This window comes from Frankia sp. EI5c (assembly GCF_001636565.1).
GTDB lineage: Bacteria > Actinomycetota > Actinomycetes > Frankiales > Frankiaceae > Parafrankia.
Genome location: NZ_LRTK01000038.1, coordinates 43451 through 65672, shown reverse-complemented (window position 1 = coordinate 65672; position 22222 = coordinate 43451). Strand labels below are relative to the sequence as shown.

Below are 22222 nucleotides of genomic sequence, written 5' to 3'. Positions count from 1 at the left end.
CCGCGACGGTCGCGCAGTCCTCGGCAATCAAGGATTGATGCGCTCTGTACCAACGACTCACCGGCACGAGGCGTGGCACAATGGATGGCCGGTAGGTCGTGAGGGTTTCCACCGCCCCTTCTTTGTCGAGGAGAAGACGTGCGCACACGGATGCTCGCTGCACCGGCGCCTGCCACCGCAGCCCCGACTGGGCTCAGGCCGAACAATCCAGTCAGATTTCGGGAAGACCGCGCCAACGTCGGCCAAGTCAGGTGACGTCTGCCGTCACTCTCGCCAGCACGGAGCTCGAGGGACCCTTTCCCTCCTGGCTGGGCGCACTTGTCGGATGTCTTTCGCTGGCTTTATCCGTAAGCCTGGTCAGGAAGGCGCGCGAAAAGGAGCGGCGGGCCCAGGCAGGGAAGTGCGGCGCGTGGGTCAAGGGTGGCGTCCTGCTGGCCAGGAACGCCAGCGATCTCCCTGTCCGTGAGCTTCGGGTCGGAGTGCGGACCAGGAGAATCCAGGGCAGGCCGTGGCGCCAGATCGTTGTTTTCTCACCGGTTCCACCGGGCGCGACCATAGAGGACGATCTCCTCCGCCCGGACGACGCGGCGGTCACGGAGATCAGTTGGGAACTGATCGTCGACACCGCCGGAAACAGTTGGCTCCGACGACCCAACAAGGATCTGAAGAACACCCGGCGGCCGCCGTTCGCCTGGCGGTAGTCCGCTCCGCGGCGGATCGCTCCGCAGGATCGCGGGTCTGTGACCCGAGGTGCTGGCACGCGNGGAAAGAGGTGCTGGCACGCGGGGAGATGGGAGGTCCGGCGACCGGCCGGCCCGGTGCGCCGCCCTGTCTGCGGTGGAACATCCCGTTGGTCCCTCGCCTGCGGCGCGACCAGCGCGGCCCTCGTCACCCGCCGGCCCGGGCGAACAGGCCCCGCCGGGACGGAACGGTTTGCGGCCGCCGTGACTGGGCACGGGCGGCACGCGTAGGACTTTTTTCCGGCCCGCCGCCCGCGGCCCCGGGGGCGACCGAGAAGCCACCTGTAGGGGCAATGCGAAGCAACGACTCGGCGGACAGCGGGGGCGGAACGCGCTCTGTCGGACAAGACGGGCTCGTCGCCATCGTCAGCCGATCGCTCAGCGAGTTCGGGGCTCTGGTGGGCCAGGACCCCGAACGGGTCACCGGGGCACGCCGGACGGACACGGGCTGGTCATTGCTGGTGGATCTGACCGAGCTGGAGCGCATCCCGTCGACGACCAGTGTGCTCGCCACCTACCGGCTGGACGTCGACGAGGGCGGTGGCCTGGTGGGCTATGAGCGACTGCGGAGGTTCGTGCGCGGCGCCACCGACTGAGTGCGCGCCCCGGCGCTCGACGAGTCGAGATCCCGCTCGGCGGACGTGCCCCGCTCGGCGGATTTCGGAAGAGCGTGCGTCATGACGATCGATCGCGGTTCCCTCGCCGGTCCCCCGCGGCTGCGCACCCTGAGCGGGCCACACTCGGACTCACTCGCCGACGTCCTGGAGCGAGTTCTCGACAAAGGAGTCGTGATCGTCGGCGACATCGTCATCAGTGTTCTCGACGTCGAACTTCTCACCCTCAAACTCCGGCTTTTCATTGCATCGGCGGACACCGCCCGCGAAATGGGTCTGGACTGGTGGACCACGGATCCCTTCTACAGCCGGGAGGCGCGGTCGCTGGAGCAGGCGCGGGAACGCGAGCTGGGCACCGAGACCGTCCAGGCCCTGCAGGCGGAGAACGAGGAACTGCGATCCAGGCTCGCCCAGCTCGAGAGCCCGACGAGGGTCGAGACCGCGACGAGACTCGAAAGCCCGATGAGGCAGGAGGAGACGAGAAGAACGGAGGAGACCCGGTGGCTGCGCGCGCGTGACGACGACCGGCAGCCGTTCTGGGTGCGGGACGCGGAACGGAGGCGTGACGGTGGCCGCGGCGGACGCTGACTTCGGCGGCCTCGACGAACTGGCGGCCAGGCTCGCGCCGGGCGTCGTCGCCGAGGCCGTCACCGAGGCCCGCGAGGTCGCGAGAGCGCAGCTCGTGCAGCTCCTCGCCCGAGAGATCACCAGAGCCGCCTGCGGGCAGGCGGTGGTGACCGCGGCGGCAGAGCCAGCGGCGGCAGAGCCAGCGGCCGCAGAGCCAGCGGCCGCAGAGCCAGAGGCAGCAAAGACAGAGGCAGCAGACGGCCCGCGGCCCGAAGGCGCGGAGCGGGGCCACCCCCGGGCGCTCTACGCCTACGGGATCGTCCCGGCCGGTACCGAGGTCTCGGATCTGCCGGGGCTGGTCGAAGAGGCGCGGGTGGACGTGGTCACCCGCGACCAGGTCTCGCTGGTGGTCTCGGACATCGATCCGGACCTGCTGCGCGACCTTGAGGAGGACCTGTCGGAGACGGGTCCGCTCGCCGCCCTGGCCCGCGGCCACGATCAGGTCCTGCGTGAGCTGCAGGACCGCGGCGCCGTGCTGCCGCTCCGGTTCGGCACCGTGCTGCCCGGCGCGCGGGAGGCGGGCGAGATCCTCGGCGACCCGGCCGCCGAGCTCCCCCGCGCGCTCGACGCGCTCCGCGGCGCCCGCGAGTGGGGCTTTCGGATCGACGCCCCGGGACGGTCCGAATCCCGGGAGCACGAGGTTGCGCAGGTGCCGTCCGGTGCGGGCGGAACCGCTGGTCCGGGGGCGGGCGCCGCCTACCTGTCGGCCCGCCGGGACGAGCTGCGCGAGCAGGAGCGACAACGGGAGGAGACGGCCCGGCTCATCGAGCGGGCACATCGGGAGCTGCTCGCCCACGCGCGTGACGTGGCCCGCCGCCCCGGCCGGCCCGACCGGGCCTTCGACTGCGCCTATCTCGTGGACCGTGCCGAGGAGGAGGAGTTCCTCGACGCGGCGGAGCGGCTCGGTCCGTCGTTGGAGAACGTCGGGTACACGGCCTCGGTGACAGGGCCGTGGCCGCCCTACTCCTTCGTCCACCTGACGCTCGGTGGAGACGGAACGCCGGGTGGAGACGGGAGGACAGGTGAGGAGCGTGGTTGATCAGCGATACGTCCCGCCACCGCGGCACCGCGGCACCGGCACCGGCACCGGGCCCCGCACAGGGACCCGCACTGGCACTGGCACCTCGGCGGTGACCCGCGGCAGGCGGTCGGCCCGGGACTCGGCGCAACCGCTCGCCGATCTGCTGGACAGGCTGGTCGACACCGGCGCGGTGGTCAGCGGCGACGTGGTCATCGCCCTCGCGGGCGTGGACCTCCTGCGTGTCGATCTCCGCCTGCTGCTGGTAGGCGTCCAGACCGCGCTCGAAGGCACGGGTGGGATCCGGCCATGACCGCCGTGCCCGGCGACCGACGGCCCCGGTCGAACCCGATCCGGCCGGGTGCCGCCAGATCGGGTGCCGCCAGATCGGGTGCCGGTCCGCGGCTGCGGCTCGACGCCGATCCACAGGACGTCGGGCGCGGGCTGGGCCAGTTGGTGGTGGTCGTGCTGGAACTGCTGCGGGAGGTGCTCGAGCGACAGGCCATCCGCCGCATGGAGGGCGGTGGGCTGACCGACGCGCAGATCGACGACCTCGGGTGCGCCCTGTTGGAGATCCGCGCCAGCCTGGTGCGGGTCCGTGAGTCGCTGGGCCTGACCGCCCAGGAGGCCGAAGCCGCCGTCACCCGGGCCGGTCAGCTCCTGGCGGCGGAGGACGACCGCGCCGCCCGCGGGGATTTCCGACCCCGGCCCGCGCGCGCGGGTCGGGCCGCGGAAGCGGAAGCGGAAGCGGAAGCGGAAGCGGAGAAGGCAACCACCCGGGGGCGCGGCCTCCGGGAGAAGGCGAGGACAGCGCCATGACCGTCGCCAGTTATCCGATGGGACGGGCGCCCAGGCCGAGTGGGCTGGCCGACGTCCTCGACGTCGTTCTGGACAAGGGCATCGTCATCGACGCCTACGTACGTGTCGCCCTGGTGGGCATCGAGATCCTCACCATCGACGCGCGCATCGTGATCGCCAGCGTGGACACCTACCTCCGGTTCGCCGAAGCGGTGAACCGGCTGGACCTCCAGCCCAAGGAGCAGGTCGCGGGACTGCCGGGACTCATGCGCGAGGTCACCGACACCACATCTCGGCACCGGGTCAAGGGAGCTCTCGGTGGTCTCAAGGAGACGGCGCTGGAAGCCGCCGATGACGTCGCCGAGGCACTGCACGTGGCCCCGTCCACTGCTGACCGGCACGACCACAGCCGTTACGCCCGCGACGGCGGCGACGGGCGGGGGCTGCCCGACGGGCGGTCCGCGCCGACGGGGCGCCGCGGCGGCCGGGAGGTGTGAGCCATGCCTGTGGTGCTGTACGGCATCGTCCGGGCCGGTCATCGCCTTCCGGAGCCGGGCACGGCGCTCGGCATCGGCAGTCCGCCGTCGCCGCTGCGCCTGGTCTGTTCGGGGCCGCTCGCCGCGGTCGTCAGCGCGGCAGCCGACCTCGGGGAGATCGGGGAGCGCGAGGCCGTCAGGCATCTAGAAATTCTGCAGGGCCTGCTCGCGGACGGTCCGGTGCTGCCGGTGCGGCTGGGAACGGTCGCCCCGGACGATGGCGCCGTGCGGGCCGAGGTGCTCGAACCGGTCCAGGACAGCCTCCCGGAACGGCTCGACGCCATCGACGGTCTGGTCGAGCTGCATCTCGATGTCGGGGAGGCGGAGGAGACCGAGCTCGCCGAGGCGGTGGGTGCCACCTCGCTGGCCCACTCGCCGCCCCCGGAGGACCTGGACGGCCGGCTCGAACTTGGACAGCGGATCGCGGAGCTCGTCGTCGCCCATCGCACGGAGCAGGCCCGGGAGATCCTGGACGCGCTGTGCCCGCTGGCCCGCGCGGACCAGCCGCGCCGCCACCACGGCGGGCCGGAGGATCCCCTGCTCAGCTGGGCGTTTCTCGTCCCGGCCGAGGCGCTGGGCGATTTCGACGCCGCCGTCGACCGCCTCCGGGCGGACCGTCCACAGCTGACCATCGAATATGTCGGACCGCTGCCCGCGGTCGATTTCGTCGAGTTTCCCGACCGGGTACTCACCGATGCCCAACCAGCCGCCGCGGACGGCGACACCTTCGGCGGTTCGGGCCGCTGGGGGTGGGGTGTGCACGACCGGCGGGTAGCCGACCGGGAGGAAGAGGAGCCCCGATGAGCAACGTCAAATGTGGCCTGGCACTCGTGGGAGGCTACGTCCTCGGCCGGACCAGGAAGGCCAAGGCGGCCATCAGCCTGGGGCTGTGGCTGTCGGGCCGCAACTACCACCCGAAGGATCTGCTGCGCGACCAGCTGGTCCGGCTGACGCACTCCGCGGAAGGCGAGAAGCTGGCCGGCCAGCTCAGGGGCCCGGCCGCGGAAGCCGGCCGCCGCGCCGTGGTGGCGGTCTACGAGTCGCAGCTCGATCGGCTCTCCGGCGTGCTGGCGGAACACACGGAACGCCTGACCGCGGCGCTGGGTGACTCGGAGAAGCTCGTCCGGGACGGCGCGGAGGCCGCCGGTCAGGGCGCGGAGGCTGTCGGCGAGGGCGCCGGGACCGCCGCCGAGACCGCTGGAAAGACCTTCGGGGACGCCGGGAAGACCTTCGGCGGCATCGCCGGTTCCGTGGCGCAGGGCAGCCGTGACGATCACGATGGTCAGCGCGCCGACGAGAGCGAACGCGAGGGCGAGGGCGAGGGCCAGCAGGAACCCGGCGCCGAACGCCGGTTCCCGGGCAGGTCTGCCGGGTCACGTCAGGACACGCGCCGCGGCCCGCTGGAGCACGCGGCGCAGGGAGCGAGCGCTGGAGGTTCGCGATGACGCGTACGGCGGAGCATCCGAACGGCCTGATGGGCACCCTCCTGCACAGCCCGGCAACCAAGAAACTGGCCGACCAGGCGGGGGAGCTGGCGAAGGCCGGCGGCAGCCGGCTGATCGGCCGGGTGGGCGAGCGGCTCACCTCGGGTACGGAGAAGCTCAACGGCCTCAGTGATTCCGGCGGGAAGATCTCCTCGCTCGCCGAGGGCGCCGGCAGGCTGGCCGAGGGCCAGTCTCCCCTGAAGGCGACCGCGGGGACGCTCCTGTCGAACGTCAAGGACAAGGTCAAGGGGGTTCTCGGCGCGGCGAAGGGCGGGGCCGGCGGGAAGGCCGGGCCGCCCAAGGCGACGAACATCGAGGAGACCGTGGACGTCGGNGTTCCCGTGTCCGTCGCCTACGACCAGTGGACGCAGTTCCCCGAGTTCGCCAAGTTCATGAAGGGTGTCGAGGCGGTCGAGGCCAAGAGCGAGACCGAGCAGAACTGGCGGGTCAAGGTCTTCCGATCCAGGCGGAGCTGGCAGGCGAAGGTCACCGAGCAGATCCCCGACCGCCGAATCGCCTGGACGTCCGAGGGCGCCAAGGGCTCGACCAAGGGCGCCATCACCTTCCATCCTCTCGCCGACGACCTGACGCGGGTGATGCTGGCGATGGAGTACTACCCCAGTGGATTCTTCGAGAAGACCGGGAACCTGTGGCGCGCCGGCGGCCGGCGGGCCCGCCTGGATCTGAAGAACTTCCGCCGGTTCGTCATGCTCCGCGGCGAGGCCACCGGTTCCTGGCGGGGCGAGATCCGCGACGGCGAGGTCGTGCGTTCCCCGGACGAGAACGAGAACGAGAACGCGGACGAGGGCAGGGGCACGGGCACGGGCACGGGCACGGGCACGGACGAGGGCACGGGCACGGGCGAGTCCGAAGCCCAGGACGGCGAGGACGTCCGGGCACAGGAGGGCGAGGAGGTCAGGGCCGGAGGATGACCTTCACGGCGCCGTCCTGCTTGCGTTGGAACATCTCGTAGGCCCGCGGCGCCTCCGCCAGCGGCAGGGTGTGGGTGGCGAACCCCTCCACGCCGAGCGGGTCGTCGTCCGTCAGCAGCGGCAGGATCTCCGGCACCCAGCGGCGGACGTTGGCCTGCCCCATCCGGAGCTGGAGCTGCTTGTCGAACAACGTCATCATGGGCAGCGGATCCGCCATCCCGCCGTAGACACCGCTGAGGGAGATCGTGCCGCCGCGGCGGACGATGTCGATCGCCGAGCGGAGCGCGGCGAGCTGGTCGACGCCGACCGTGCGGGCCAGCGGCGCCGCCACCGCGGCCGGCAGGCGCGCGGCCAGCTGGACCATCGAACGCGCCAACGGCGAGCCGTGCGCCTCCATCCCGACCGCGTCGATGACCGAATCCGGCCCCCGGCCGTCGGTCAGGTCCCTGATGACGTCGCCGAGCTCGTTGCTGTGCCGACGGAGGTCGATCACCTCGACGCCGCGGGCCCGGGCCCGCTCGAGCCGCTCGGGCACCAGGTCGACGGCGATCACCCGGCTGCCCTGGTGCGCCGCCACCCGCGCGGCCATGTCCCCGATCGGGCCGAGCCCGAGGATCGTCACCGTCCCGCCCTTGGGGACCGCGGCGTACCGCACCGCCTGCCATGCCGTGGGCAGGACGTCCGACAGGTAGACGAACCGCTCGTCGGGCGGGCCTTCGGGAACCCTGATGTGGGTGGAACGGGCGTGCGGAATCCGCAGGTACTGCGCCTGCCCGCCGGGAATCTGCCCGTACAGCTTCGAGTAGCCGAACAGCGCCGCGCCCATGCCCTGGTCGCGGACCTGCGTCGTCTCGCACTGCGAGTAGAGCTGTTCGTCGCACATGAAGCAGGAGCCGCAGGAGATCTGGAACGGCACCACGATCCGATCGCCGACCTTCAGATCGCCGGCGTCGCTGCCGACCGCCTCGACGATGCCCATCGCCTCATGACCGAGGATGTCGCCCTCGGTCATGAACGCGGCGAGGGACTCGTACAGATGCAGGTCGGACCCGCAGATGTTCGTGCTGGTCACGCGGATGACGGCGTCACCGGGCTGCTCGATCCGCGGGTCGGGCCGCTCGTCGACGCGGACATCCCGCCGACCGTGCCATGTCACTGCCTTCATCGTGTCTCCCAGCCTTCCTTCACGCGGACGTCGGATGTGTCGGGGGGACAGCCCCGCCTGGCCGGGCGCGGTCAACCGCGGCGGAGAGAACGTCGCCGACGGTGATGGACAGCAGACCCGGATCGGGCCGGGTGGACGACGGGTCGCCGTCCCGCCCGGCCCAGAGCGCGCGGTGGGCCCGGCGTCCCGGCGGAGGCCCCCACTCCGCCGGCGAGACCGGGCCGAACAGCAGCACCGAGGGCGTGCCGTAGGCGGTCGCCAGGTGGCCGATGCCCGTATCGGCGGCCAGGAGCAGCGCCGCTTGGGCCACCAGGTCGCATAGACCCGGCAGGTCCGTCCGGCCGGCGCGCACGGCCTCCGGCGCCAGCCCACCGAGCCGCGCGACCCGCCGGGCGAGGTCGGCCTCGGCGGCTGTTCCCGTCACCACGACGGGGCGGCCGCACCGGGCGAGCGCGGCGACGACGGCTCCCCACCGTTCGGCGGGCCAGCGCCGGGCCGGCGACGCTCCGCCCGGATGTACCACCACCGGGCCCGCCGAAAGCAGCGGATCCGCGGCCGCGACGCCGTTCGGCCGGGGCAGCGCGAGATCGTCCGGGTCGCAGCGCACGCCGTGGGCGGCGAGCAGCCGGCACCAACGCCGCACCTCGTGTTCCGGTACCCGTGCCGGCTCCCGCCCCGCCCGGCCGGTGGCGCCTTCCACCTCGTCGCGGGCCGCTCCCGCGTCCGCGTCGTACCGAGGCCCGCCGGGCAGGTCGAAGGCCCAGAGCCGGCGGGGGGCGGTCGCGCGCAGCGCCGCCGTCGACTGCGGGCCACGGCCGTGCAGGTTCACCGCCAGCTCCGCCGACCGCACGGCGGGCACGGCCAGCGGCGCGGTGTCCACGACGGCGTCCACGGCTCCCGACAGCAGCGCGACCGGTTCCAGCCAGCGCGGGGCCGCGAGCACGATCCGGCGTCCCGGCAGCGCCGCGCGCAGGCCGCGCAGGGCGGGCAGAGCGGTGAGCAGGTCACCCAGCCCGAGTGCCCGCAGTGCCAGGACGCTCATTCGCGCCACCCGCGCCACCCGCACCACCCGCACCACGGGCGCCACCCGCGGTTTCCGGTCACGGGTAGGAGGTCTCCCAGCGAGAGGTCACGACCAGCTCCTTGAGTTCGCAGCCGGCCGGCTGGGTGATCGCGAACAGCACGGCGCGGGCCACGTCCTGCGGGCGGTTGAGCTTGGCGTCCGGGGGCGGTTTGTATCTGTCCTCCCGGTCGTCGAAGAAGCCCGTGGTCATGCCGCCCGGCACCAGCAGCGTGACGCCCACCCGTCCCTTGAGCTCCTCGGCCAGTGCCCGGGTCAGGCCGACCACGCCGAACTTCGACGCACAGTAGGCGGACGCGTCCCCGGCGACCCGCAGGCCGAGGGTGGACGCGCAGGTGACGACGCATCCGCCGGAGACCTCGAGGGCTGGCAGCGCGGCGCGCAGCACAGCCGCCGTGCCCAGCAGGTTGACCGCCACGATCCGGTCCCAGTCCGTGCCCGGCAGCGAGCCGAACGGGGCGGGGGTGTCCGTTCCCGCGGCGGTGAAGACCGCGTCCAGCCGGCCACCCCCGCGCTCGATCAGCCGCCGGGCCGCGGCCTCGGCGGCCCGGCTGTCGGCGAGATCCACGATCTCGTGGGCGACCGCGTGCGGGGCCGGGAGCCGGTCGAGGACGAGCGGGCGGCCCCCCGCGTCGCGCACCGCCGCCACGACCGCCGCGCCGAGCCCGCCGGCTCCGCCGGAGACCAGCACCGTCCCCGGATCGGCGAACAACCTCCCCGACCCGTTCCTCTCCGCGTGATCAATGACCGCCACGGCGCACCGCCTCTCTGATGATCGATGTCGTCGACCTGCCGTCGAGGTAGGGCAGGACCACGACCTGGCCGCCCCAGCCGGCGACGATCGAGGTTTCCGGCAGGTCGGCGACGGCGTAGTCACCGCCCTTGGCGAAGACGTCGGGGCGCAGTTCGGTGAGCAGCCGCCCGGGGGTCTCCTCGTCGAACACCGCCACGGCGTCGACGCTGTCGAGTCCGCGCAGTACCGCGGCCCGGTCGGCATCCGGGACGAGCGGCCGGCCCGGGCCCTTGAGCCGGCGCACGGAGGCATCACTGTTCAGGCAGACCACCAGGCAGTCGCCGAGCTGACGGGCCGCGGCCAGGACGGCGACGTGCCCGGCGTGCAGCAGGTCGAAGCAACCACCGGTCGCCACGACCGTGCCCCCGGCGGCCCGCGTGCGCCGGACGACGTCCAGCGCCTGGGTGCGGTCAGCGGCCGGCGGTGCCGGCCCGCCCGGGTCGGTGACCGCCCTGCCCGCGGAAGTGCCGGCGGGCCCGCCCGTGGACCGGCCCGTCGAGACGGACGAGGCCCCGCCGCTGGCGACGAACCCGGCGGCGACCGCCGTCGCGCCCACCATGGCCTCCGAGGGCAGGGCACCGCGCGCGAGCCCGGCCGCCACGGTGACCGCGAACATGTCTCCGGCGCCACAGGTATCCCGGCGGCCTGGGGCCGGTGGCGCCGGGGCGACCAGCGGGGGCGCTCCGGAGGCGTCCACCAGCAATGCCCCGCGCGCGCCGAGAGTCACCGCCGCGGTGGCGACGCGCCAGGAACCGAGCAGCCGGCGGCCCCGTTCGGCGGCCTCGGCCACCACGTCCCGGCTGTTCACGGAGGTCACGGTGCCCGCCGTGAACAGCCGGGCTTCCGGCAGGTTCGGAGTGATCATCCGGGTTCCGGGCGGTGGCACGGATCCGCGCGGATGCGGATCCCAGACGACCGGCACTCTCCCGGCCCGCTCGGCCAGCACACTGCGCACCGAGGGAACACCGACGAGCCCGCGACCGTAGTCGGAGACGAGGACCACCCCGGCGGCGGCGAGCGCCCGGCGACCCGCTTCCGGCAGCGGGCCGGCGACCGGTCCACCGCCACCGCGGTCCAGCCGGAGCAGTGTCTGGCCCGCGGCCCGCAGCCGGATCTTCTCCGGCGTCGGGCCGTGCAGGCCCAGGTCGATGACCTCGACACCGGCGGCGGCGAGCAGCGCGGCGACCCGCCGGCCGGCCTCGTCCGGGCCGAGAGCCGTCACCAGCACCACCTGGCGGCCCTCCCGGGCGGCGAGCAGAGCCGCGAGGCCGGCGCCGCCGGGCCGGGGATGATCGGCGACCGCGTCGAGCACCGGGACGGGGGCGTCCGGAACCAGCCGCTCGACCTGACCGTGCACGTCGAGGTCGAGCAGCGCGTCCCCGACCACGACCAGCGGCCGGTCGGCCCGGCCCACGGAGCCCGCCGGGACCACCGAGCCCGCCGGGACCACCGGAACCAGCGAGCCCGCCGGAACCAGCGAGCCCGCCGGGACCGCGGGGCTGGCGGAGCCCGTCCCGAGTGCCTGATCGAACGCCTCACAGAGCAGATGCACCGCGACCAGATGGAGTTCCTGCACGATGGCCGCTGCCGGCGGCGGGTGACCCGCAACGGCGGCGGCGGCCACCTCGTCACAGCGGCATGCCAACGGGCAGTCCGGGGTGCCGACCAGACCCCAGGTGCGCACGCCGATCTCCCGGGCCACTTCGGCCGCGCGCAGCAGGTTCTCGCTCCGGCCGGAGGTCGACAGCAGGATCAGCACGTCACCGGGCCGTCCGTGCGCCCGTACCTGTCGGGCGAAGACCTGCGCGTAGCCGTAGTCGTTGCCGATCGCGGTCACCGACGAGGTCTCGGCGTGCAGGGCTATCGCCGACATCGGCGGCCGTTCGTCGCGGTACCGCCCGACCAGTTCGGCGGTGAGATGCTGGGCCTCCGCGGCGGACCCGCCGTTTCCGGCGGCGAGCAGGCGGCCGCCCGCGGGCAGCGTCGCCGCGAGCCGGCGGCCCCAGTCCTCCAGCCGGTTCAGGTCGAGCCGGTCGAGGGCCGCGCGCAGGCCGGCGACGTGCCGCCTTCCCACCCGGCCGCTGTCCGGGCCGGGGCTGGTGGGCGGGTGGGGTCCGGTCATCTCACAGTCCCGCCCATCTGGGCTGTTGTGGACGCCGCGGCGCGGTCCGGTCACGCAGCAGATGCCGGTAGGTGGTCAGGGTCAGCGCGCCGACGCGCTCCCAGGAGAACCGCTGCCTGACCCGGCGCGATCCCGCCGCTCCCAGCCCCCGACGCCAGGCGGGGTCGGCGAGCAGGTCGTTCAGCGCCTCCGCGACCCGCTCCGGCGAGCGGGGTGGGACGTGCAGGCCGGTACCTCCGTCGACCACGGTGTCGACCAGCCCGCCCACCGCGGACGCGACGACCGGCACCCCGCAGGCCATCGCCTCCAACGGCACGATGCCGAACGGCTCGTACCAGGGCACGCAGGTCACGACGTCGGCGGAGCGGTACAGCGAGGGCAGCCGGGTGTGCTCCACCCGGCCGACGAACCGGACCCGGTCGCGGACACCGTGGTCGGCGGCCAGCGCACGCAGCCGGCCGACCTCCGGATCGGCGTCGAGACCCGCCGGGTCCGGGCCCCCGGCCACGACGAGCTCGGCACCCGGCACCTCGGCGAGCGCGCTCACCACGTTGCCGATTCCCTTGCGTTCCACCAGGCGGCCGACGAACAGCAGCCGTGCCAGGGTGCCGGGACGCTCGTCGACGGGCCCGTCGGCCGCGAATGTCGAAAGGTCCACCCCGCAGGGGACGACGCTGATCCGCGGCCGGGGCGCTCCCGTCCTGACCAGCTCGAACACCTCGTCGGTGCTGGTCGCGATGATGTGGTCGACCTCGCCGACCAGGCGTCGCTCCAGGGCGACGCGACTGGGCGGCGAGGTGTCCTTGTGGCCCTGGTGACGCCGTTTGACGGCACCGAGCGCATGCANGGTCAGGACCACCGGCACGCCGAGCGGCCGGGCGGCGCGCACCGCGGCGAGGCCCGACATCCAGAAGTGGGCGTGGACGAGGTCGGGCCGGCTGTGCCGCCACTGCCGGTCCAGCTCCGCGGCGAAGTCGTCCATGTAGGGCAGCAGATCGTCCTTGCAGAGCGACCGCGGGGGGCCGGCGTCGACGTGGTCGACCCGCACCCCTGGCCCGAGGTCGACCCGGCGCGGCAGCGCGGGGGCGTCCCGGCGGGTGTGCACGGTGACATCGACGCCGCGGCGGGCCAACGCCGTCGCCAGCGCGGCGACGTGGACGTTCTGCCCGCCGGCGTCGACACCGCCGAGCACCGCGAGCGGGCTCGCGTGTTCGGAGATCATCGCCACCTTCATGTAGCCCCTCCAGGTGGTGCTGTGCCGGTTGGCTCGCAGCAGCGGGTGCGGGCCGGCGGCACGGGAGCCTCGCCGGGCACCGGCGTCGCGGCGAACAGCTCCGCCACGGCGGCGAGGGCGTCGGCGACCGACACGGCCCCCAGGCACGGATGCCCCGGGACCGGGCAGGCGCGGGCACGACAGCCCGCGCAGCCGATCGTCTGGTCGCCGAGCAGGATCCGTCGTGCCGTGTACGGGGCCCACCGCTCGGCGGGCACCGTCGGCGCGAACAGCGAGACCACCGGGGCGCCCACCGCCGCCGCGAGATGCGCCGGCCCGGTGTTCGCCACCACGACCGCCGCCGCGCCCGCCAGCACGCCGGCCAGCGTCGGCAGGTCCGTCCGGCCACCCAGGTCGCGCACGCGCACTCCCGCGGCGCGGACGGTAGCGGTGAGGGAGACCTCGTCCGGCCCGCCGGTGACGACGACCGACAGGCCGCGGGTGGCGAGGGCGCCGGCCAGCTCCGCGAACCGTCGGGCGGGCCAGCCGCGGGCCGGCACGGAGGTGCCGGGATGCAGCACGACGTAACGCCCGCCGCCCGTCAGCGGCGTCGGGTCGGGCAGCGGCCCGCGGACCGCCAGCCGACCGTCGTCACCCGCCGGGCGGGGGTATCCGAACGCCGCGGCCGTCGACAGCGCACGTTCCACCTCGTGCTCGTGCGGGCCGTGCTCCGGGAGGCGATGGCGGACGTCCAGCAGGGAGCCCGGGTAGTCCCGGCTGGCGGCGCCGATCCGGGGTACCCCGGCCATCCGCAACAGCAGTGCGGTCGGCAGGGGACTCTGGTGGGACGAGGTCAGGATGAGCGCGTCGTCGTAGCGCCCCCGGGCCAGCCGGTCGATCAGCCGGTCGATGTCGCCGCGGCGGACGGGCGGCGGGGTGGCGTCGATCCACGGGCAGTGCCAGACGAGCACGTCGTCGACGCCGGGCAGCAGGCCGGCCGCCTGCCGGCCGCGCGGGCCGACCAGCAGCGTGAGGTGATCGGCACCGGCGCGCACCGCGCGGATCGCCGGTCCGGCCAGCAGCACGTCGCCGGCGCTGTCCAGCCGGGCGACGAGGACCCGGCGCATCAGGCCGGCACCGCCCGCGGCCACGGCCACGGCTGCGGCTGCGGCTGCCGCGGCGCGGCGGGTGCGGGCCCGGTGAGCAACAGCTCGACGGCGGCCAGCAGGTCCGTCGCCGTCTCCGGGGCCGCCGCGACCTCCTCGGCGCGGGTCACCGGGGTGGGCACCAGCACCCCCCGGGCCCGGACCGCGAGGGCCGCCGCCATGTCCGCGCCGATGTCCCCGACGACCGCGCAGCGCTCCGGTGGCACGCCCAGCCGCGCCGCGGCCGCGACCAGCAGCCCGGGCGCGGGCTTGCGGCATCCGCACCCGTCGGCCGGCAGGTGCGGGCACACAAGGACCGGCCCGAGCCCGCCGAGCAGCTCGCCCAACCGGCGGTTCACGGCTTCGACCTGGTCCATGGTGATCAGGCCGCGGCCGACACCGCTCTGGTTCGACACGACCGCGGTCGGCACCCCGGCCGAGCGCAGTCGGGCGAGCGCGGCGGCCGCGGTGGCGGTCGGGCGCACCCGGCGCGGATCACCGTTGTAGGGCAGATCCACACAGAGCGTGCCGTCGCGGTCGAACAGGACCGCCTCGGGGCGCCGGACCGGCCCGGCCGGCACCTGAGCCCGGCGTGAGGCACGTGACGGAGTGGCGTCCGTGCGAGAGGTCCTGGCCATGGTTGGCGGGCTTCCCTCACCAAGCCGAACAAAACTGCTACTCAAAGCGACAGCGCGGCGATGACGTCCGTGACCGTCAGATTCGCCAGGCAGGCCGGCCCGTCGGCGGCCAGCGGGCAACGGGCCGTCCACCAGCATTCCTGCTCCGTGATGGCGGCGGGACGGCGCACCGGGCAACCGGGCAGGCCCTGCAGATCGGTGGCCGGGCCGCCCGCCAGGGCGCCGGCACCGAAGCCGTAGCGGGCGGCCAGGGTGGGGCCGAACAACCCGACTGTCGGGGTGCCCACCGCGGCGGCGAGCCGGACCGGGCCGGTGTCCCCGCCGACCACCGCGCCGCCGCGGCGACCGACTGCCGCGCAGACGGCCGCCAGCCCTCGCAGGGACAGAGGCGGCAGCGCACGGCTCGCCGCGGCCGGTGGCGACGGGCCCGCCCGGCTCGTCAGCACCGGCCGCCCGGCCGCGGCGAGGCGCTGGACGAGCGCCGCCCAGCGGTCGGCCGGCCAGCGCTTCACCGCCATCCCGGCGTCCGGTACGCACAGCACGGGACCCCGCCGACCGTCCGTGAGCGCGTCGACGAGCCGCTGCCCGGCCGCCAGCTCGGCCGGGTCGAGCGCGAGCCGACCAGGCTGTGGCCTCGCGTCGGCGCAGCCGCCGTCTCCCGCGGGTGGGTCCGCCCCGCTCCCGGTGCCGTCGGCCCTCCCGGTGCCGTCGACCCAGCCGTCGGCGGCGAGCAGGTCCAGGTAGCGATCGCCGACCCGCTCGTCCGCCGGCGGGCACCGCCACAGGTCCGTGACCGCGACGCCGGGGGTCCCGGCTGTCAGCAGTGCCGGCAGGCCGCTGTGCCGGGTGGTCGTGACCGCCAGATCCGGCGGGTGGCGGGCCAGGGCCGCCGCGACGGACCGCCGGAGCGCCGGCCCGGTGTGGTCGGTCAGCTCGATCACCTCGGCGACCCGTGGGTCGCGGGCGAGCAGCTGCCCGCCCGGCGCGAAGGTGAGCACCCGCAGCCTGGCCGTGGGATGACTGTCCGCGAGTCGATGGACGGCCGGCAGCGCGATCAGCAGGTCCCCGAAGCCACCGAGCAGTTCGACGAAGAGGATCTCGCGCGGGCCGCCGGACGTCCCGGCGCGGGCGGGCCCGGAGCCCGCGGGCCTCATGATCCGCCCCGGGGCGGCAGGCGGCGGTACAGGCGCAGGTGCGCGGCGGCGACGGCCGGCCAGTCTCGGCCGGCGACCAGCCCGCGACCGCCGGCGGCGACAGTGGCCCTGAGTTCCGGGGCGTCGAGCAACCGCCGGATGCCGGCGGCGAGCGGGGCGGGGTCGCGCACACCGTGCACGACCACCGCGGTCCGGCCGTCGACGAGGTCCGGGTCCGGCGGGTCGGCGGCGGTGACCACCGCGGGCAGGTCGTGCGCGAGCGCGGCCGCGAGCGCTCCGCTGCGACCCGTGACACCGGCGGTGAAGGGGAGCACGCAGACGTCGGCGCCGAGCAGGATTCCCGAGACTTCGTCGGCGGGCCGGTGGCCGGTGAACGTGACCCGCTCGGCCACCCCCGCCCGGCGGGTGTGTTCCGCCAGCTCCCGCCGGAATGCCTCGGCCTCGGCCGCCGGCAGCGCCTGGGAGGTGAACCCGCCGGCCACGACCAGGCGCAGCTCCCGCTCTTCCCCGGCGAGCCGGCCGACGGCGTCGATCAGATAGCGCACCCCCTTGACCGGGTGCACGAACCCGAAGAAGACCACGACGGGAGCGTCCGCGCCCGCGCCCAGGCGACGGCGCAGGTTCGCCCGGGCCCGTCCCCGGGCCGCCTCCCGCCAGGTCAAATCGCCGCCCGCGGACACCTGTTCCCCGCGGTGGGCGGCGGGCACGATGTTCGGGGGAAGCGGGACGATGTGCGGCTCCACCCCGAGCCTGGCGCGCACGATCGCGGCGTGCTCGGCATTCGTCACCACCAGGCTGTCCGAACGCGGCGCGAGCAGGAGCGTCTCCCGGTCCCAGCGGGCCGTCGGGCGGGCTGAGCGCGGCCCGCCGCGTTCGCAGCGCCGCCACGCCCGGGCGGGAACCCAGGAGGGCCACGACCACCACCCGTACTCGTGCAGCGTGGTCACCNAGCGCGCCCGTCCGCTGGGCAGCGCCGGCAGCAGCCCCACCATCGGGGAGAACCCGAAGGCGGACGGCGCGAACTGCACGTGCACGACGTCCGGGGACAGGGCACGCAGTGCTCGCGCCGCGGCTTCCAGCCGGCGCGGTCCCCAGCCGGTACCGCCCAGGTCGACGACCTCGCATCCGCCCGGACCGCCGCGGGCCGTGAGACCACCGGGACCACCGGGACCACCGGGACCACCGAGACCACCGAGACCGCCGGGCTCGCCGGCGAGGAGCACGACGTCCGCGCTCACGGCCAGGGCCCGCGCCAGCCGGACCGTGTAGTCCGCCACCCCGTCCCGCTCGGGGGTCAGGTTGCCGCACAGCAGGGCTATCCGCGGTCGACGCATGCCGCCCAGGTACCCGACCGATCCGGGTTCCGCACCGGCCGGGCTGGGGCCGGCTGACCAAACAGGCTGCGCACACCTGGTAGCCGGCTGACACAGACCATCCACATTCGAATGCGTGGAGTAGCAGTTTGTGCTCAATGCGAGAGGGCAAGGCGGAAGCAACCACCGTTGCCGACCGAGCCCGAGGGACTATGACCGCCGTGGTGCCGCACCCAGCCGCCGGGCGCGCAGGCCCCCTCGACCTGCGCCTCGCCCGCCGGGCCCTGGTGGTGCGCCCGGACAACCTCGGCGACGTCGTGCTGCTGACCCCGGCCCTGCGCGCGCTGCGGGCGGCGCTGCCTCCCGCGGCGCGCCTCGACCTGCTGGCAACCCCCGCCGGCGCGGCGGTCGTCCCACTGGTGGAGACGTTGGACGGTGTCCTGGAGGTGCGCTCGGTCTGCTGGCAGCTTGTCGACGGCCGGCCCTTCGACCCGGCCGCGCAGTCCCAGCTGGTCTCCCGCATCGCCGCCGGCCGCTACGACCTCGCGGTCATCTTCACGTCGTTCTCCCAGTCGCCGTGGGTGGCGGGTTACGTCTGCGCGCTGGCCGGCATCCCGGTGCGGGTGGGTGCCTCCCGCGAATTCGGCGGCTCGGTGCTCACCCACTGGGTCGATGACCTGCCCGACGGGCTGCATCAGGCCGACCGGGCCCTCGCGCTGCTCGACCGGTGTGGTGTGCCGGGAGCGGGTCCGACCGCGGATCGCGGGCTCTCCCTGCGCGTGCCGCGGGAGGCCACCGCCCGGGTTCGCCTGCGGTGGCTGTGCCTCGGTTCCGCGGAGGATGACGGACCGTCCACGGGAGACGGCGGAACCCCACCGAAGGGTGCGGATCCCTATGCCGTGCTCCTGCCCGGTGCCTCCTGCGCGTCCCGCCGCTACCCCGCGAGCCGCTTCGCCCAGGTCGCCGGCCGGCTCGCCGCCGCCGGTCTGCGCGTGCTCGTGGTGGGAACGGCCCGCGAGGCGGAACTGGTGGATCAGGTGCGGCACGAGGCCACCGGCAGGCACGCGACCACCAACGGGGCGGAGGCGGCGGTTGTCGCGCTGGCCGGAGAGCTGACGCTGCCCGAGCTCGCCGCCCTGCTCCAGGAGGCGACGGTCGTGGTGACGAACAACTCCGGTGGCGCCCATCTCGCCGACGCCGTGCGCGCGCCGGTGGTGACGCTGTTCGCCGGCACCGAACGGGACGACGAGTACCGGCCCCGTTCCGGCGCCCACCAGCTCCTTCGGCGCCCGACGCCCTGCGCGCCCTGCCGGGCGTTCGTCTGCCGCTACCACCACGAGTGCCTCGACATCCCGGCGGAGGAAGTGGCCTGCGCGGCCCTCCGGCTGGCCAGGCGCGCGGATCGATCGCCGTCGCCGTCCCCCTCGCCCTCGCCGCGCGGTGACCGCACGAGCAGCGGTGCGCGATGAACGCGCTGGTCCGGCGACTGTCCGGCCTGCCCCTGCTGGTCGTCGGCGACGCCCTGCTGGACGTCTGGAGCTGGGGGCCGCCCCGGGGGCTCTCCCGGGAGGGCCCGGTTCCGGTGGTCCGGGTGGTCGAGCAGACCGAGGTGCCCGGAGGCGCCGCCAACACCGCCGTCGCCGCGGCGGCACTCGGCGCCCGCGCCGTGCTGGTCGGCCTGGCCGGCGGCGACCGGGACGGCGACCGGCTGCGGGAACTGCTCGCCACCCGCGGGGTGGGTACCGACGGGTTGCTCACCGAGCAGGGCCGCGCGACGCTCGTCAAGCGGCGGATCGCCTCCGGCGGCCATCTTCATCTGCGCTGCGACACCGGCGACGAGGCTCCGCCCGGGCCGCCCGCGGCGGACCGGCTCATCGCCGCGGTGGCCGCCGCGGCCTCGACCAGCGCGGCGGTGCTCGCCTGCGACTACGACGCCGGGGTGTTCACGCCGCGCCTGGTCGACGAGGTGGCGGCCGCCGCCAGAGCGGCCGGCCGCCCGCTGATCGTCGACGCCCACGACCTCACCCGCTGGGCGCACGTGCGCCCCGACCTGGTGAAACCGAACGCGGGCGAGATCATGAGGCTACTGCCCGACGACGCCGCCCGGGCGGCGTTCACCCGCGACCGGGTCGGCGCCGTCCACCGCTACCGGGACCAGCTGACCCGGGCGAGCGGCGCCCGGTCACTCGCCGTCACGCTCGACCGGGACGGCGTCGTGCTTCTCACCCCCGGAGGCCAGCCGTGGCACCTGCCGGCTCTCGCTCAGGCGCCGGACGAGCAGACCTCCGGCGCCGGGGACACGTTCGTCGCCGCGTTGACGCTCGCCCTGTGCGCGGGCGCGCGGCCGCGCACGGCGACCGAGCTCGCCGCGACCGCCGCCGCCGTCGTGGTCACCTCCCCCGGCACCAGCACCTGTACCGCGCGCGACCTCGCGGCACGGCTCGGCGAGGGCGGGCCACCGGTAGCCGAGGGCGGGCCGCCGGCGGTGACGGACGCGCCGCGGCTGGTCGAGCTGGTGGCGCGCCACCATGCGGCCGGCCGGCGGGTCGTCTTCACCAACGGCTGCTTCGACGTCCTGCACGCCGGTCACACCGCCTGCCTGGAGGCCGCCCGCCGGCTCGGCGACGTCCTGGTCGTGGCGGTCAACGACGACGCCGGTGTGCGCCGGCTCAAGGGGCCGGACCGCCCGATCAATCCGCTGCCCGACCGGCTCGCCGTGCTGACCGCGCTCGCCGGCGTCGATCATGTCGTCACCTTCACCGGCGAAAGCCCCACCGGCCTGCTGTGGGCGCTGCGGCCGGACGTCTACGTGAAGGGCGGGGACTACACCGAGCAGATGATCCCCGAGGCACCGCTCGTGCGCCGCCTCGGCGGCGAAGTCCGCATCGTCGACTACGTCGAGGACCACTCGACGGCCGGGATCGTCGGCCGCATCCGCGCCGGCACGGTGACCGTGCCGTGAGCCGCGTCCCGGGGCTGGAGGTGCTCATCCCGACCTGCGGGCGCCCCGAAGCGCTGGCCGTCACCCTCGCCGGGCTGGCCAACCAGACGGAGCGGGGCTTCGGCGTGCTCATCTCCGACCAGACACCGGAACCAGGCCAGCCGTCGATCGACGCACCAGCCGTGGCCGCCATGGTGCGGCAGCTCCGCCGGCAGGGCGGTGCCGTCCAGACCTACCGCCGGCGGCACCGGTACGGAATGGCCGAGCAGCGGCAGTTCCTCCTGGACCGTGCCCAGGCTCCGGAGGTGCTCTGCCTGGATGACGACGTCTTCCTGGAGGCAGCGACCCTCGGGCGGCTGCGCCGGGCCCGCGCCGAGCTCGGATGTGGCTTCGTCGGTGCCGCCCCGCAGGGACTGAGCTACCTCGACGATGTGCGCCCGGGCGAGCACCTGCCGTTCGAGGCGGTGGACGCTGCCTCGATCGCCCCCGAACGGGTCCGCAAGGGGCGGCCGGCCTGGGAGCGCTGGCGACTGCACAACGCGGCGAACCTCGTCCACCTGGCTGATCGAATCGCGCTGCCCGCGGGCGGCTCGCTCACGTACCGGGTGGCCTGGGTAGCCGGCTGTGTTCTCTACGAGCGGGCCGCGCTCGTGGCCAGCGGTGGATTCGCGTTCTGGCGACGGCTGCCGGCCGGGCACCGCGGCGAGGACGTCGTCGCCCAGCTCCGCGTGCTGGAGCGGTACGGCGGGGCGGGTCTGCTGCCTCCCGGCGCCGTGCACCTGGAGCTGCCCACCTCGGTCACGGAACGCGGCACGGACGCCTACGCCGCGGTCATCGAGGTGGATGACCTGGAGACGCCCGAGGCCCGGCCGGCCGGACCCACCGACGCGCCGTTTGGGAGGGGATGCTCGTGAGAATCCTGCTGTGGCACGTACACGGGTCCTGGACGACGTCGTTCGTCCAGGGCGACCACACATATGTCGTCCCCGTCACGGCGGACCGCGGCCCGGACGGTCTGGGGCTGGCCCGCACCTACGCCTGGCCGTCCAGCGTCCGCGAACTGCCCCCGGAGCAGCTGCGCGACGCCGAGGTGGACGTCGTCATCCTGCAACGGCCACACGAGGTTGAGCTGGCCCGGGAATGGCTCGGCGGCCGCCGGCCCGGCCGGGACATCGCGGCCGTCTACCTGGAGCACAACACCCCGAAGGGAGACGTTCCGAGCAGCCGGCATCCCGTCGCCGACCGCCCTGAGCTCACCCTGGTGCACGTCACCCACTTCAACCAGCTGTTCTGGGACGCCGGCACCACCCCGAGCCGGGTGATCGAACACGGCATCCTCGACCCCGGCCACCTGTTCACCGGGGATCTAGCGCGGATCGCGGTCGCGGTGAACGAACCGGTGCGCCGCGGTCGGGTCACCGGCACCGACCTACTGGGGCGTTTCGCCGCGAACGCCGCCCCGGTGGACGCCTTCGGCATGGGCGTCAGCACCCTGCCGGCACACACCGGACTCGGCCCGAACCAGCTCGCGGCCCATGAGGACCTCCCACAGCGGGACCTGCACACGGCTCTCGCGCACCGCCGGGTCTACGTCCACCTACCGCGCTGGACCTCGCTCGGCCTGTCCCTGCTGGAGGCGATGCAGCTCGGCATGCCGGTGATCGCCCTCGCCGTCACCGAAGCGTACGAGGCGGTGCCGCCCGGCGCCGGTGTGCTCTCCACCAACCCGGACGTGCTGGTCGAGGCGGCGCGCACCTTCCTCGCGGACCAGGAACTCGCCCGCGCCCACGGCGCGCGGGCCCGGCAGGCCGCGCTCGACCGGTACGGGCTCGGCCGCTTCCTTCGGGACTGGGACCAGGTACTCCACGAGGCGTACGCGCGCCGCCTGGCGTGACGTTCCCGGCCCCG

The 22222-nt window shown here is 74.6% G+C and carries 23 protein-coding genes and 2 pseudogenes; 14 read left to right on the top strand and 11 right to left on the bottom strand.

Features of this window, described 5'->3' with window-relative positions; translation table 11 throughout:
• The first annotated feature begins 251 nt into the window (after nucleotides 1–251).
• The 10 genes from UG55_RS29180 to UG55_RS38470 form a co-directional block, all read left to right on the top strand.
• The gene (locus UG55_RS29180) at nucleotides 252–701 is read left to right on the top strand and encodes a hypothetical protein (RefSeq protein WP_157901529.1); all 450 of its coding nucleotides are present in this window, start codon (nucleotides 252–254) and stop codon (nucleotides 699–701) included.
• A 332-nt stretch (nucleotides 702–1033) separates the two neighbouring features.
• Complete coding sequence (gene gvpO / locus UG55_RS18035; protein ID WP_083986942.1) at nucleotides 1034–1336, top strand: gas vesicle protein GvpO; 303 nt, start codon at nucleotides 1034–1036, stop codon at nucleotides 1334–1336.
• 81 nt (nucleotides 1337–1417) lie between these two features.
• Nucleotides 1418–1942 carry a gas vesicle protein gene (locus tag UG55_RS18030; RefSeq protein ID WP_066070531.1) on the top strand — a complete coding sequence of 175 codons (525 nt, stop codon included), beginning with the start codon at nucleotides 1418–1420 and terminating at the stop codon, nucleotides 1940–1942.
• Nucleotides 1917–3020 (top strand): GvpL/GvpF family gas vesicle protein, encoded by a 1104-nt coding sequence (locus UG55_RS18025; RefSeq protein ID WP_242424701.1) that lies wholly within the window; start codon nucleotides 1917–1919, stop codon nucleotides 3018–3020. Before UG55_RS18030 ends, UG55_RS18025 begins: the two co-directional genes overlap by 26 nt.
• On the top strand, nucleotides 3013–3312 hold the full coding sequence (gene gvpJ / locus UG55_RS18020; protein WP_083986941.1) for a gas vesicle protein: 300 nt from the start codon (nucleotides 3013–3015) through the stop codon (nucleotides 3310–3312). Before UG55_RS18025 ends, gvpJ begins: the two co-directional genes overlap by 8 nt.
• On the top strand, nucleotides 3309–3818 hold the full coding sequence (locus UG55_RS18015; protein WP_083986940.1) for a gas vesicle protein K: 510 nt from the start codon (nucleotides 3309–3311) through the stop codon (nucleotides 3816–3818). The genes gvpJ and UG55_RS18015 overlap by 4 nt, the downstream gene beginning before the upstream one ends.
• On the top strand, nucleotides 3815–4294 hold the full coding sequence (locus UG55_RS18010) for a gas vesicle structural protein GvpA (RefSeq protein ID WP_066070418.1): 480 nt from the start codon (nucleotides 3815–3817) through the stop codon (nucleotides 4292–4294). Before UG55_RS18015 ends, UG55_RS18010 begins: the two co-directional genes overlap by 4 nt.
• Nucleotides 4295–4297: 3 nt before the next feature.
• On the top strand, nucleotides 4298–5137 hold the full coding sequence (locus UG55_RS18005) for a GvpL/GvpF family gas vesicle protein (RefSeq protein WP_066070415.1): 840 nt from the start codon (nucleotides 4298–4300) through the stop codon (nucleotides 5135–5137).
• Nucleotides 5134–5778, top strand: coding sequence for a hypothetical protein (locus tag UG55_RS18000; RefSeq protein ID WP_066070413.1), 645 nt, complete (start codon nucleotides 5134–5136; stop codon nucleotides 5776–5778). Before UG55_RS18005 ends, UG55_RS18000 begins: the two co-directional genes overlap by 4 nt.
• Nucleotides 5779–6152: 374 nt before the next feature.
• A partial coding sequence (locus UG55_RS38470) for an SRPBCC family protein (RefSeq protein WP_242424700.1) occupies nucleotides 6153–6749 on the top strand: 597 nt, incomplete at its 5' end.
• On the opposite strand, the gene UG55_RS17990 is transcribed toward UG55_RS38470, so the two are convergent.
• The 11 genes and pseudogenes from UG55_RS17990 to UG55_RS38460 form a co-directional block, all read right to left on the bottom strand.
• On the bottom strand, nucleotides 6733–7914 hold the full coding sequence (locus UG55_RS17990) for a zinc-dependent alcohol dehydrogenase (protein ID WP_066070407.1): 1182 nt from the start codon (nucleotides 7912–7914) through the stop codon (nucleotides 6733–6735). The genes UG55_RS38470 and UG55_RS17990 overlap by 17 nt on opposite strands.
• Before the next feature lie 19 nt (nucleotides 7915–7933).
• Entirely contained in the window at nucleotides 7934–8956 is a 1023-nt protein-coding gene (locus UG55_RS17985; protein WP_066070522.1) for a glycosyltransferase family 9 protein, read from the bottom strand.
• A gap of 58 nt (nucleotides 8957–9014) precedes the next feature.
• Nucleotides 9015–9740, bottom strand: a complete 726-nt coding sequence (locus tag UG55_RS17980; RefSeq protein ID WP_396230945.1) for an SDR family oxidoreductase — start codon at nucleotides 9738–9740, stop codon at nucleotides 9015–9017.
• Nucleotides 9736–11910, bottom strand: coding sequence for a D-glycero-beta-D-manno-heptose 1-phosphate adenylyltransferase (rfaE2, locus tag UG55_RS17975; RefSeq protein WP_083986939.1), 2175 nt, complete (start codon nucleotides 11908–11910; stop codon nucleotides 9736–9738). Before rfaE2 ends, UG55_RS17980 begins: the two co-directional genes overlap by 5 nt.
• A 1-nt stretch (nucleotide 11911) precedes the next feature.
• Nucleotides 11912–12756 (bottom strand): annotated as a pseudogene (locus UG55_RS17970) (glycosyltransferase); the annotation flags it as partial.
• A 1-nt stretch (nucleotide 12757) separates the two neighbouring features.
• Nucleotides 12758–13144, bottom strand: a 387-nt coding sequence (locus UG55_RS38465) for a glycosyltransferase (RefSeq protein WP_242424698.1), incomplete at its 3' end; no start/stop codon positions are given.
• Nucleotides 13141–14250 carry a glycosyltransferase family 9 protein gene (locus tag UG55_RS17965; RefSeq protein WP_083986948.1) on the bottom strand — a complete coding sequence of 370 codons (1110 nt, stop codon included), beginning with the start codon at nucleotides 14248–14250 and terminating at the stop codon, nucleotides 13141–13143. The genes UG55_RS17965 and UG55_RS38465, both read right to left, overlap by 4 nt.
• Complete coding sequence (locus UG55_RS17960) at nucleotides 14250–14906, bottom strand: HAD-IIIA family hydrolase (RefSeq protein WP_083986938.1); 657 nt, start codon at nucleotides 14904–14906, stop codon at nucleotides 14250–14252. The genes UG55_RS17965 and UG55_RS17960 overlap by 1 nt, the downstream gene beginning before the upstream one ends.
• 41 nt (nucleotides 14907–14947) lie before the next feature.
• Nucleotides 14948–16060, bottom strand: a complete 1113-nt coding sequence (locus UG55_RS17955) for a glycosyltransferase family 9 protein (protein WP_066070394.1) — start codon at nucleotides 16058–16060, stop codon at nucleotides 14948–14950.
• A pseudogene (locus UG55_RS17950) lies at nucleotides 16057–17008 on the bottom strand (glycosyltransferase family 4 protein); the annotation flags it as partial. The pseudogene UG55_RS17950 and the gene UG55_RS17955, both read right to left, overlap by 4 nt.
• Nucleotide 17009: 1 nt before the next feature.
• Nucleotides 17010–17394: glycosyltransferase (locus UG55_RS38460; RefSeq protein WP_304440419.1), on the bottom strand; the 385-nt coding region annotated here is incomplete at its 3' end.
• A gap of 200 nt (nucleotides 17395–17594) precedes the next feature.
• Here UG55_RS38460 and UG55_RS17945 point away from each other — a divergent pair.
• The 4 genes from UG55_RS17945 to UG55_RS17930 are packed head-to-tail and all read left to right on the top strand — an operon-like array spanning nucleotide 17595 to nucleotide 22208.
• The gene (locus tag UG55_RS17945; protein ID WP_242424696.1) at nucleotides 17595–18842 is read left to right on the top strand and encodes a glycosyltransferase family 9 protein; all 1248 of its coding nucleotides are present in this window, start codon (nucleotides 17595–17597) and stop codon (nucleotides 18840–18842) included.
• Nucleotides 18839–20335: a PfkB family carbohydrate kinase gene (locus UG55_RS17940; protein ID WP_066070386.1), complete on the top strand. Its 1497-nt coding sequence runs from the start codon at nucleotides 18839–18841 to the stop codon at nucleotides 20333–20335. Before UG55_RS17945 ends, UG55_RS17940 begins: the two co-directional genes overlap by 4 nt.
• Nucleotides 20332–21228 carry a glycosyltransferase gene (locus tag UG55_RS17935; RefSeq protein WP_066070383.1) on the top strand — a complete coding sequence of 299 codons (897 nt, stop codon included), beginning with the start codon at nucleotides 20332–20334 and terminating at the stop codon, nucleotides 21226–21228. The genes UG55_RS17940 and UG55_RS17935 overlap by 4 nt, the downstream gene beginning before the upstream one ends.
• Entirely contained in the window at nucleotides 21225–22208 is a 984-nt protein-coding gene (locus tag UG55_RS17930) for a glycosyltransferase (RefSeq protein WP_066070516.1), read from the top strand. Before UG55_RS17935 ends, UG55_RS17930 begins: the two co-directional genes overlap by 4 nt.
• Nucleotides 22209–22222 lie beyond the last annotated feature (14 nt).

Coding starts and splice junctions, on each gene's coding strand:
- gvpO (WP_083986942.1), top strand. CDS start 1,034: ATGCGAAGCAACGACTCGGCGGACAGCGGGGGCGGAACGCGCTCTGTC.
- UG55_RS17955 (WP_066070394.1), bottom strand. CDS start 16,060: ATGAGGCCCGCGGGCTCCGGGCCCGCCCGCGCCGGGACGTCCGGCGGC.
- UG55_RS18005 (WP_066070415.1), top strand. CDS start 4,298: ATGCCTGTGGTGCTGTACGGCATCGTCCGGGCCGGTCATCGCCTTCCG.
- UG55_RS17960 (WP_083986938.1), bottom strand. CDS start 14,906: ATGGCCAGGACCTCTCGCACGGACGCCACTCCGTCACGTGCCTCACGC.
- UG55_RS17985 (WP_066070522.1), bottom strand. CDS start 8,956: ATGAGCGTCCTGGCACTGCGGGCACTCGGGCTGGGTGACCTGCTCACC.
- UG55_RS17965 (WP_083986948.1), bottom strand. CDS start 14,250: ATGCGCCGGGTCCTCGTCGCCCGGCTGGACAGCGCCGGCGACGTGCTG.
- rfaE2 (WP_083986939.1), bottom strand. CDS start 11,910: ATGACCGGACCCCACCCGCCCACCAGCCCCGGCCCGGACAGCGGCCGG.
- UG55_RS18000 (WP_066070413.1), top strand. CDS start 5,134: ATGAGCAACGTCAAATGTGGCCTGGCACTCGTGGGAGGCTACGTCCTC.
- UG55_RS17990 (WP_066070407.1), bottom strand. CDS start 7,914: ATGAAGGCAGTGACATGGCACGGTCGGCGGGATGTCCGCGTCGACGAG.
- UG55_RS18015 (WP_083986940.1), top strand. CDS start 3,309: ATGACCGCCGTGCCCGGCGACCGACGGCCCCGGTCGAACCCGATCCGG.
- UG55_RS18010 (WP_066070418.1), top strand. CDS start 3,815: ATGACCGTCGCCAGTTATCCGATGGGACGGGCGCCCAGGCCGAGTGGG.
- UG55_RS17940 (WP_066070386.1), top strand. CDS start 18,839: ATGAACGCGCTGGTCCGGCGACTGTCCGGCCTGCCCCTGCTGGTCGTC.
- UG55_RS18030 (WP_066070531.1), top strand. CDS start 1,418: ATGACGATCGATCGCGGTTCCCTCGCCGGTCCCCCGCGGCTGCGCACC.